A 12,577-nucleotide genomic window follows, 5' to 3' on the forward strand; every position below is an offset into this window, starting at 1 on the left:
TTTTTATTAGGTTTTATCGATTTTTTAAATTAATATTGCTTTTAATTTAAACGAGTAATAACCAATTTAATACGAAGTTTTTTATGTAGAACAGAAGCACAATTCATCCAATTTTTATGCATTTCATGTTTTTTAAGATGCATTTAATTGGTTTTTTTGATTGTTTTAACGAAAAACAAATATCATTCGTTCAATCAGAAAGAATATGCTTTAATATTGTTATATAATTGATTTTCAAGGTTTATAACCTGCTTTTAGCAAACTATAATCTTCCCTCAAAGATTTAATAATCCATTTTACTAAAAATTGTACTAGTACTTTTAGAGATTAAATAGTCCCAACTATTAAACTTTAACCTATGAAAAAATTTCTACTTTTAAAAGTATTGTTTGTCATTGCGTTTTTATATGCAAACAATATATACGCTCAAGATAGTGATGGAGATGGTATTCCTGATTCTGTAGATATAGACGATGATAATGATGGTATTATAGACATTTATGAGTGTTCTGCTGCCATTCAATTTAATAATGCTGCCGTTTTAACTGCTACAGATCTAGATGATGTACAAGAAGGCGAAAAAGTAATTTATTCTAACGCGCTTTTATTTCAAAATCAATATTATGATATTGTTGTAACAATTATTGAAATAAACGGTTCATTTACAGTAGATTGTAATAACGAATTAAGAGTAGATGGTTTTGATGCTAGTGCAGACGAATATGTAACTTATTCTTTCGATTTGGTTGAAGCGGGAACTGCAACTCCAACAAACCCTATTGGTATACCGGCAATTTTATATGGTATTATATTAGAATCAAGAGATATTGATACCAGAAGTGGTGACGACTTTACCGAAATAGCTGGGTTTAACCCATCAACAGTAACATCTTCTGTAACAGGCTCATTATCTCCAACAACCAATTTGGAGCAAGCGGGCTTTATTAATGGAGGCGGACCTGCGGGCTATACTAATTATAGGCTAGACCCTACCATTGCTGGCGGACCTACTGATTGGGAAGACGAACCAGATGATGGAGGTACTCACGGAGATGACCCAGACTTTTATTTATACATGGAATTTGATATCTTCTCACATGTAGATTTAGTATTTGGAGCAACAGGAACTGAAACAACAAGTACAAGATTAACCAATTTTGGTGTAAGTTCTGATTGCGATTTTGATGGTGATGGGACATTAGATACATTAGATATAGATAGTGATGATGACGGTATTCCTGATAACGTGGAAGCACAACCTACCATAGGGTACATTCCACCGAGTGGTGTTAGTGCTAGTATTACCGATGCTAATAATAATGGATTGGATGATGTTTACGAATCTGCCATGGGTGGAACCGATTTGTTTAATCTAGAAGATACAGATGGCGACAAATTAAAAGATTATTTAGATAGTGATACTGATAATGATGGGGTACCTGACATTCAAGAAAATGGACAAGCTAGTGTTTTGAGTTTGATAGATTTAGATAATGATGGGTTAGATGATATTTTTGATGCCATTACGACCCATTTAGATGTTAACGATGAAGTAACTATTGGAGATGTAGCAGATTTAACCGCCTCTTTCGGTGATGTAGATTTTGATGCTACATTAGGAGGAGATTTAGACTATAGAGATCTATACAATATTAATCCACCAACATATGCCTCTATTGATTTTGATGGTGTTGATGATTACTTATCTAGGCCAACTTTTATTAATGGTTTAAATGATGTAACCATTATGGGCTGGGTTAAGCGCGATGACCCGAACGGGAGTCATTGGACTGTAGCAGGTGAAGATACAGGATGTAGACTTTGGCTTAAAAACGGTTATACTCCGGCTTTTACGATAAAAGGTTCAGGTATTTCAGAAAAATCTATTGTATCTCCAAGTTTTATTAATGTTGATGAGTGGCATCATATTACAGGTTCTTACACAAGTTCAACAGGACTGATGAAACTTTATATAGATGGGGTTATGGTGGTTTCATCAACGGTTTCATCTACTGGAGCGGCTATAGAAAACACAACCAATAGTAATGATAATTTTGAAGTAGGAAGAAAATCTACTGGAGCAGGTAGCGAATATTTTAAAGGGAGCATTGACGAAGTTAGAGTTTTTGATACGGTTTTAACAGACACTCAAATTCAGCAATTAGTATATCAAGAGATTGAGAACAATTCTGGTAATATTCGCGGAAAAATTATTCCAAAAGATATTGTAGATACTACTACAAGTAATACGATTCCTTGGACTAATTTGATTGGTTATTACCCTATGACTGATATTAAAATGGGAAAAACTTTAGATTATTCTGGCAATAATAATTTCCTTTATATCAATTACATTACAACGATACAAGATCAGACCGCACCTATGCCATATGTTACGGCAAACGATGGAGCTTGGACGGCACAATCCACTTGGTTACATGGCGATGTATGGGATATTGAGAATACTGCTAGCAACAAAGATTGGAGTATAGTGAGGATATCTAATGAAGTTACTGCGTGTCATGATTTAGTAGCTGCTGGATTAATTATAGATTCAGGAAGCACTTTAACGTCACATGGCGACAGTTTAGTTGAGAACGATTGGTATTTAGAGTTAAATGGTACATTAGATTTAGAGGACGATTCGCAGTTAATACAAACAGTAAACAGTGATTTAGTTACCTCAGCTACAGGTAAGGTTTTAAGACGACAAGAAGGGACTTCGAGTCCGTATTGGTATAACTATTGGGCCTCACCAGTAGGTGCATTAGGAGCCACTAGTTTAACCGATAACAATGCCGCAACCAACAACACAAACAATTCGAGTTTCTCTTTAAACATGCTTAAAGACGAGACAGGGAACAGCTGTATATTCACTTCAGGCTATACAGGTAACGGAACGGTAAGTACCTATTGGTTATATACATTTATCAATGGTTTAACCTATTGGGATTGGGCACAGATAAACACTGCTTCAGGATTATCACCTGGGATAGGCTATACCCAAAAAGGAACGGGGATAGCAGGTTCAGAACAACAATATATATTTGAAGGTAAGCCTAACAACGGGACTATCTTGGTAGATGTTGTAGATAGAGGCGGAGCAGGTTCAGTACCGAATGCTTCCAAGACAGAGTTTTTATTAGGAAACCCCTATCCATCAGCACTAGACATTCATAAGTTTATTGATGATAATGTAGGTGTTATAGATGGTACCTTACAGTTATGGCAACAATGGAGTGGAAGCTCACATAACCTGAATGAATACAATGGCGGTTATGCCCAAGTAAATAAAACAGGATCAACCAGAGCGTATCAATTTGTAGGCTTCTATGGCGCAAACAATGGGTCACAAGATGGTACGATAGTTCCAACGCGTTACTTACCAGTAGGGCAAGGATTTATTACTGAAATAATAGCCGATGGACAAGTAGAGTTTAATAACAGTCAGCGTGTCTTTGTAAAAGAGTCAGATGCTGACGGTACTTACAACAATGGCTCAGTATTTTCAAAAACAGCCAATAGTAAATCGTCAAAGAGCAATACCTTAAATAATAACGTTGCAAGTGATGAAATGAAGAAGATTCGCTTGGAGTTTAGTTCCACCTCGGGTCCAGCCACGCGTCGCGAATTACTGTTAGGATTTAGCGACCAAACCAGTGATGGGTTTGATTATGGATATGATGCTTTATGTACAGACTCTAACAACAATGATTTGAATTTGAACTTAGAAGGCAAGAACATGAACATACAGGCTTATAGTTCTATAACAGACGATAAGGTCGTGCCTTTAAACTTTAAATCATCAGGTGATAATGCATTTGAAATAAGAATTACTGAGACTGAGAACATCGATGAAGACCAAGCAATTTACCTAAAGGATAATTTAACAGATACCTATTTTGATTTAACGAATGACGAAGCTTACAGTTTTACGTCGTCACAAGGTAAGTTCAATGAACGTTTTGAGATAGTGTTCCAAAGTCAATCCCAAGTGTTAAGCACAGAAGAGGCTATAGCGAGTGAAAACTATATTTATTTCCAAAATACAACGAATACGTTTTATGCAAAGAAATTAAATAGCGAGGTTAAAAATTTAGCCTTAGTAAATATGCGTGGGCAAACGGTTTTAGAGATGGAAGATGTATCCATGTCAACTTTAGATAATGGTATAACATTTGAAAATGTGTCAACAGGAGCTTATGTAGTTTGTTTACGAACAGAGCTAAACGAAGTGCTGACTAAAAAAGTTATAATTAATTAAATAATAATAGCAATACAAATTGTGGCTTTGGAAAAAGCCACTAAGATTTTAAAATAAGTACAAGTTAATTTTGATTTACCCAAATCTATCAACTTATGAGAACAAAACTACTTTTAGCATTTTTAATTGCCATAAGCGCATTTAATTTTTCTTATTCACAATATTCTGATGTCCGTATAACGGTTATTTGGCCAGATGATTCTTTTGAGAATAAACTTGAGGTTTATAACACCGCAAATGATTTAATTGCAACTATTTGTGATGATAATCATTGTTATGTATCCGCCCAGGTTGGAGTCACTGATCGTTACGGTTCAAAGTATGATTTAGGTTGTGTTACAAATGGTAATAATTATTACATAAAACTATATGATATTGCAAATGATGGCTGGTCTGGTTCCAGTTCTGTATCAGTAGTCGTAGCCGGCGTCGAGGTTATAAATAACAACGGTAGTGGGGCCAATACAACAGGACAAACTATGTATTTTAATGTTTCTGGTGGTGATGCAAATTGTAACACGCAACCAGATACAGATGGCGACGGTATTATTGATAATTTAGATTATGATGATGACGCCGACGGCATCCCAGATGGTATAGAGAATTTAGGTGCTAATAGATTTGAGTGTACACTTCCCGAATTAGCTTTTGAAAATGGCACTTATGATGCTGCTGCAAGTACCGGTTCAATTGGAACGGTTGGAGCTGTTTATAGATTTGCCAATTCTATTCAAGGCTATGATGTACTTATGGAAATAACAGAATTAACAAATGCAACTATTGCTAATATTGATAATGACACTATAGATAATCCTACATATTTACAAACCGAATTAACGCTTTCAGGTGTTGGTACGCCTGGGGCTACTTTTAAATTTACAGTTGTTAACGCAGGTACAACAATACCATCAACAGAGATTTTTAGAGTAAATGGTATTACCTGGGATTGCGATGGTAGTGGTAGTTTAAAAGAATCTGTAGTATATTATGATGCTGCAGCTTATGGAACTGAAAACCCCACTTCACTTGAAGTGCTTGATTTAGGAGCGGGAGATATTCAAATCAGTGCCTCCGGATTACAAGAAGGACCAGGTTTTTCAACATTAAAAGTATTACGAGCGTATTACCAGTTTATTGGTAACTCTTTTACAATGCGTATGCAAGCTTTAAAAACGTCATCAGGTTCTTCAACCAGACAATTTGGAATGTCTTTTACTCAATGTCAGTTTTTAGATTTTAACTCTAATTCATTAAACATTGTAACGGGAGAAGATGACGATAACGATGGAATATATAATCATTTGGATATTGATTCTGATGATGACGGGATTCCAGACAATGTAGAAGCACAATTAACTATCGGCTATATTCTACCAAGTGGTTCAGTGTCAACTAATGGTATAGATATAAATTATGGTACAGGGTTAGTGGTAGTTGATACCGATAGAGATAAAATTCCAGATTTTTTAGATACAGATTCTGATAATGATGGCTTACTAGATATTGAGGAAAACGGTATGGCAAATACTTTTACCGCTGCCGATGTAGATGGTGATGGTTTAAACAATGCCTTTGAAACCAATGGTGTATTTGATGCAACTTGGGATGTAAACGAAGACATTGAAGATCCTACGGATTTATCTATTTTACCAGATTCTGATAGTGATTTGCTTTCAGGAGGTGATTTAGATTACAGGGATTTATTTAGCCCAAATCCACCAACATCTGCCACAATAGATTTTGATGGCGTTGATGATTATTTGGATAGTGATTTAGATTTAACAGGATATAATCAAGCGACGATTATGGCTTGGATAAAATTGGATGAAAACTTTGCAAATTCATCGTATGTTTTAAATTTTGGGAATTTGCATATTCAGGCACATAGTTCAAGACAAATTTGGACGAGAGTGAATGATGCCACGGTAAAACCAGCCACAAAAATTAATAAGAACGAATGGACGCATGTAGCCTTGATTTTTGATAATACGTTATCATCAGGAAAGTTAAAGACCTATATCAATGGGGAGCTTTCAGGCTCAAGTGATGAGGCTTCATTGTCAAATGCAATAGCAAGTTCTACAGATAAGTTTACCATAGGAGCCAGAGCTTTAGATCATACCTTATTGTTTTACGGGAATATCGATGAAGTACGTGTATTTAATACTGCACTCACTGAAGATCAAATGCAAAAAATGGTGTATCAAGAGATTGAAAATAACTCTGGAAATGTAAAAGGAACCATAGTTGAAAAAAATATTGAAGATACAGCTACAAGTAGCACAATATCATGGAGTAATTTGAAGGCCTATTATCCAATGACTGATATATTAACATCAACCACTTCAGATTTTTCTGGGAATGGAAATGCTGCATTTCTATATAATATAACAACAGTTCAAGAACAAACGGCTCCTATGCCTTATTTAACAGGTGCTAATGGTTGTTGGTGTGCTGAAGGAACTTGGTTGCATGGCGATGTATGGGATATTGAGAACACCGCTAACAACAAAGATTGGAGCATTATACGAGTATCACATAATATAAGTACCACAAATTCGCATACCAATTTGGGTCTAATTATAGATGCAGACAGGACTTTTGAAGTAAGTGGAGATAATTCTATAGAAAACACTTGGTATTTAGAGTTAAATGGCACGTTAGATTTAGAGGACGATTCACAGTTAATACAGACGGTAAACAGTGATTTAGTTACCTCAGCTACGGGCAAGGTTTTAAGACGACAAGAAGGGACTTCGAGTCCGTATTGGTATAACTATTGGGCCTCACCAGTGGGTGCATTAGGAGCGACCAGTTTAACCGATAACAATGCCGCAACCAACAACACAAACAACACGAGTTTCTCTTTAAACATGCTTAAAGACGAGACCGGGAACAGCTGTATATTCACTTCAGGCTATACAGGTAACGGAACGGTAAGTACCTATTGGTTATATACTTTTATAAACGGTTTAACCTATTGGGATTGGGCACAGATAAATACCTCAACGGCATTAACACCGGGGATTGGCTATACCCAAAAAGGAACGGGGATAGCAGGTTCAGAACAACAATATATATTTGAAGGTAAGCCTAACAACGGGACTATCTTGGTAGATGTTGTAGATAGAGGCGGAGCAGGTTCAGTACCCAATGCTTCCAAGACAGAGTTTTTATTAGGAAACCCCTATCCATCAGCACTAGACATTCATAAGTTTATTGATGATAATGTAGGTGTTATAGATGGTACCTTACAGTTATGGCAACAATGGAGCGGAAGCTCACATAACCTGAATGAATACAATGGCGGTTATGCCCAAGTAAATAAAACAGGATCAACCAGAGCGTATCAATTTGTAGGCTTCTATGGTGCAAACAATGGGTCACAAGACGGTACGATAGTTCCAACACGTTACTTACCAGTAGGGCAAGGCTTTATTACTGAAATAATAGCCGATGGACAAGTCGAGTTTAATAACAGTCAGCGTGTCTTTGTAAAAGAATCAGATGCTGATGGTACTTACAACAATGGCTCAGTATTTTCAAAAACAGCAGATAGTAAATCGTCAAAGAGCAATACCTCAAATAATAACATTGCAAGTGATGCAATGAAGAAGATTCGATTGGAGTTTAGTTCCACCTCGGGTCCAGCAACACGTCGCGAATTACTGTTAGGATTTAGTGAGCATACCAGTGATGGATTTGATTATGGTTATGATGCTTTATGTACAGATTCAAACAACAACGATTTGAATTTGAACTTAGAGGGCAAGAACATGAACATACAAGCCTATAGTTCTATAACGGACGATAAGGTAGTGCCTTTAAACTTTAAGTCATCAGGCGATAATGCGTTTGAAATAAGAATTACGGAAACAGAGAACATTGAAAAAAGCCAAAAGATTTATTTAAGAGATAATTTAACAGATGAGTATTTTGATTTAACTAAAGATAAGGCTTATAGTTTTACGGCATCACAAGGCAAATTCAATGAACGCTTTGCAATTGTATTTCAGAATAAATCCCAAGTGTTAAGCACAGAAGAGGCAATAATTAGTGAAAACTATATTTATTTCCAAAACACAACCAATACCTTGTACGGAAAGAAATTAAATACAGTTATTGATAAACTGTCTATCGTAAATATGCGTGGACAAATCGTTCAAGAGTTTGACAAAGTATCACAAGAAACTTTGAATAACGGTATAAAAATATCTAATGTGGCAACAGGTGCTTATGTAGCTTGGTTTAGAGCAGAAACAGGAGAAGTATTTACTAAAAAAATTATTATTAATTAGTTTTCATAATAATTTGAATTAGTTTGAAAAAAGCCAAAATTAATGTTTTGGCTTTTTTTATGATAAAAATCAATCATTTCAGGATAAATTCTTAATTTCGCGCATCGAAAAGAAATATGATATAATGAGTGTGAAATTTCCTGAATATAAAGGACTTGACTTACCAAAAGTGGCAGATGATATCTTAAACTATTGGCAAGAACATAACATTTTTGAAAAGAGTGTATCTACTCGTGAAGACAGCAAACCGTTTGTTTTTTTTGAAGGACCTCCATCTGCAAATGGACTTCCTGGAGTACATCATGTTTTAGCACGTGCTATTAAAGATATTTTTCCACGATACAAAACCATGAAAGGTTACCAAGTTAAGCGAAAAGCGGGTTGGGACACCCATGGTTTGCCTATTGAGTTAGGTGTTGAAAAAGAACTTGGCATCACAAAAGAAGATATTGGTAAAACTATTTCGGTTGAAGATTATAACGCTGCTTGCAGAAAAGCCGTTATGCGTTATACCGATGTTTGGAATGACCTGACTCAAAAAATGGGCTATTGGGTAGATATGGACGACCCATACATTACCTACGAACCTAAATATATGGAGTCTGTTTGGTGGTTATTAAAACAGATTTACAATAAGAGCTTACTTTATAAAGGTTATACGATTCAACCATATTCCCCAAAGGCAGGAACGGGATTAAGTTCACATGAATTGAATCAACCTGGAACCTATCAAGATGTAACTGATACTACTGTAATAGCACAATTTAAAATAAAGAGAGATGATAAATCCTTAAGCCTTTTTAAAAATCCGTTTTATGGAGATAAAGGGTCAATGGGAAGAGATTTTGTGGGTTCAGCTAAAGTAGATGTAGGTAATAATGTTTATTTTTTAGCGTGGACAACTACACCTTGGACACTTCCTAGTAATACAGCATTAACCGTAGGGAAAAATATAGAATACCTTTTAGTCAATACAAAGAATCAATATACCGGAAAAGAAATAAATGTTGTTTTGGCTAAAAGCTTATTTGGTAAATATTTTGACTTACCAAGTAACAAAGAACAAATTGATGTTGGAAGTTGGGCAGCTAATGAATTGATAAGCAAAGGTAAAATATCAAACTACTCAATTCTAGGTAAATTTAAAGGAGAAGAACTTCTTGATATTAAATATGAACAACTTTTAGATTATGCACTTCCAAACGACAACCCTGAAAATGCTTTCAGAGTTATTTCTGGAGATTTTGTTACCACTGAAGATGGAACAGGAATTGTGCATACCGCACCAACTTTTGGAGCCGATGATGCTTTGGTTGCAAAACAAGCAACACCAGAAGTGCCACCAATGTTGGTGAAAGATGAAAACGGAAACTTAGTGCCTTTGGTAGATTTACAAGGTAAATTCCGTCCAGAAATGGGAGAACATGCTGGTAAGTATGTAAAGAACGAATATTACAACGATGGTGAAGCACCAGAGCGTTCGGTTGATGTTGAAATAGCCATTAAATTAAAAGAAGAAAATAAAGCCTTTAAGGTTGAAAAATATAAGCACAGTTACCCAAATTGTTGGCGTACAGATAAACCAATTTTATACTATCCATTAGATTCTTGGTTTATAAAAGTAACCGATGTTAAGGACAGAATGTTCGAACTAAACGAAACCATTAATTGGAAACCAAAAGCAACTGGTACGGGTCGTTTTGGTAACTGGTTAGCAAATGCCAACGATTGGAATTTATCGCGTTCGCGTTATTGGGGAATTCCATTACCAATTTGGAGAACTGAAGATGGTAAGGAAGAAATTTGTATAGGTTCTGTTGAAGAATTGAAAGCTGAAATGCATAAAGCAGTTTCAGCAGGTGTTTTGGCTAAAGATATTTTTGAAGATTTTGAAGTTGGAAACAATTCAGAAGAAAACTATGCTAAAATCGATTTACATAAAAATATTGTTGATGAAATAATTTTAGTTTCACCTTCAGGACAAAAAATGTTCCGCGAAAGCGATTTAATAGATGTTTGGTTCGATTCTGGCTCGATGCCTTATGCACAATGGCACTACCCTTTTGAGAATAAAGAAAAAATAGATAAGCACGAGTCTTATCCGGCCGATTTTATAGCAGAAGGTGTTGATCAAACACGTGGATGGTTTTATACACTTCACGCTATAGCTACCATGGTTTTCGATTCTGTAGCTTACAAAAATGTGGTGTCCAATGGACTAGTATTGGATAAAAATGGACAAAAAATGTCTAAGCGTTTAGGAAATGCGGTAGACCCTTTTGAAACGCTATCAATATATGGTGCCGATGCTACGCGTTGGTATATGATATCTAATGCAAACCCTTGGGATAATTTAAAGTTTGATTTAGAAGGTGTAGAAGAAGTAAAACGTAAGTTTTTTGGAACGCTTTACAACACCTATTCTTTCTTTAGTTTATATACAAATTTAGATAAGTTTAGTTATACGGAATCTGATATTCCTGTAGCAGAACGTCCTGAATTAGATCGTTGGATTCTGTCAGAATTGCATACGCTTATTAAGAAAGTAGATGAATTTTATGCAGATTATGAGCCTACGAAAGCTGCACGTGCTATTTCCGATTTTACTCAAGACTATTTAAGTAACTGGTATGTACGTTTAAGTAGAAGACGTTTCTGGAAAGGCGATTATCAAGAAGATAAAATTTCAGCATATCAAACACTTTATACCTGCATGGTAACCGTTGCAAAGTTAGGTGCACCAATAGCACCATTCTTTATGGATAGATTGTATTTGGATTTGAATGCTGTTACCAAAAAAGAATCATTTGAAAGTGTGCATTTGGCAGATTTTCCAGTTTTTGATGAAAACCTTATTGATAAAAGTTTAGAGCGCAAAATGGAAAGTGCTCAAACAATTTCTTCATTAGTTTTGTCGTTAAGAGCTAAGGAGAAAATAAAAGTACGTCAGCCACTTCAAAAAATAATGATTCCTGTTAACAATAATCAACAAAAAGAAGAGATTTTAGCGGTCTCTAATTTGATAAAGCATGAAGTTAACGTTAAGGAAATTGAGCTATTAGATGATGCTTCGGGGATATTGGTTAAGCAAATAAAACCAAACTTTAAAGTACTAGGTCCGCGCTTTGGAAAAGATATGAAAGCGATAGCCAATGTAGTAATTAACTTTACAACAGAAGATATTAACAAAATAGAACAAAAAGGGAGTTTAGACGTTGCTATTAATGGAAAAAACGTTACTTTAGAACGCTCTGATGTAGAAATCACCTCGCAAGATATTGAAGGGTGGTTAGTGGCAAATGAAGGCGCTTTAACGGTTGCCTTAGATGTTACAATAACTGACGAATTACGAAAAGAAGGGATAGCCAGAGAACTCATCAATCGTATTCAAAACTTAAGAAAAGATTCTGGTTTTGAAGTAACAGACAGAATTGATGTAACGTTTCAAAAAGATCAACATATAATTAGTGCAGTTGAGGCAAATATTTCGTATATTAAATCAGAAACATTAACAAACAATTTAGAGATAAAAGATAATTTAGAACATGGTATAGAAATTGCTTTTGATGATGTAAACACAAAGCTATTTATACAAAAACATTAAAATTATGAGTTTAGATGCAAACGTAAGATACTCGGATAAGGATTTAGCTGAATTTAAGGCATTAATTCAAGATAAAATAAAAAAGGCACAGCACGATTTAGAACTTATTAAAAGTGCCTATATGAATGATCATAACAACGGGACCGATGATACATCGCCAACGTTTAAGGCCTTTGATGAAGGAAGTGAAGTAATGAGTAAAGAGTCTAATTCACAACTTGCTATTCGTCAAGAAAAGTTTATCCGCGACTTAAAAAATGCATTAATAAGAATTGAAAATAAAACTTACGGGGTGTGTCGTGTTACAGGAAAACTAATTAACAAAGAGCGTTTAAAATTAGTACCACACGCTACTTTAAGTATTGAAGCAAAAAACATGCAATAATTTTATTTTAATTATATATTTGAAAC

Annotated in this window: 4 protein-coding genes; all 4 read left to right on the forward strand. The window is 35.2% G+C overall.

All coding sequences use genetic code 11. The features are described 5' to 3' along the window. Window positions 1–358 precede the first annotated feature (358 nt). The 4 genes from L3X39_RS03830 to L3X39_RS03845 all read left to right on the forward strand — a co-directional run bounded on the left by L3X39_RS03830 (window position 359) and on the right by L3X39_RS03845 (window position 12,551). Window positions 359–4,264 (forward strand): DUF8693 domain-containing protein, encoded by a 3,906-nt coding sequence (locus L3X39_RS03830; protein ID WP_237230421.1) that lies wholly within the window; start codon window positions 359–361, stop codon window positions 4,262–4,264. A 95-nt stretch (window positions 4,265–4,359) separates the two neighbouring features. After that, entirely contained in the window at window positions 4,360–8,562 is a 4,203-nt protein-coding gene (locus L3X39_RS03835; protein WP_237230422.1) for a DUF8693 domain-containing protein, read from the forward strand. A 124-nt stretch (window positions 8,563–8,686) separates the two neighbouring features. After that, entirely contained in the window at window positions 8,687–12,166 is a 3,480-nt protein-coding gene (gene ileS, locus L3X39_RS03840; protein WP_237230423.1) for an isoleucine--tRNA ligase, read from the forward strand. A gap of 4 nt (window positions 12,167–12,170) precedes the next feature. After that, window positions 12,171–12,551, forward strand: coding sequence for a TraR/DksA family transcriptional regulator (locus L3X39_RS03845; RefSeq protein ID WP_237230424.1), 381 nt, complete (start codon window positions 12,171–12,173; stop codon window positions 12,549–12,551). Window positions 12,552–12,577: the final 26 nt, after the last annotated feature.

Source organism: Flaviramulus multivorans, assembly GCF_021728415.1.
GTDB lineage: Bacteria > Bacteroidota > Bacteroidia > Flavobacteriales > Flavobacteriaceae > Sabulilitoribacter > Sabulilitoribacter multivorans.

What these genes read in the sequence shown, in the direction of transcription:
- L3X39_RS03845 (WP_237230424.1), top strand. Translation starts at nt 12,171, where the DNA reads ATGAGTTTAGATGCAAACGTAAGATACTCGGATAAGGATTTAGCTGAA.
- ileS (WP_237230423.1), top strand. Translation starts at nt 8,687, where the DNA reads ATGAGTGTGAAATTTCCTGAATATAAAGGACTTGACTTACCAAAAGTG.
- L3X39_RS03835 (WP_237230422.1), top strand. Translation starts at nt 4,360, where the DNA reads ATGAGAACAAAACTACTTTTAGCATTTTTAATTGCCATAAGCGCATTT.
- L3X39_RS03830 (WP_237230421.1), top strand. Translation starts at nt 359, where the DNA reads ATGAAAAAATTTCTACTTTTAAAAGTATTGTTTGTCATTGCGTTTTTA.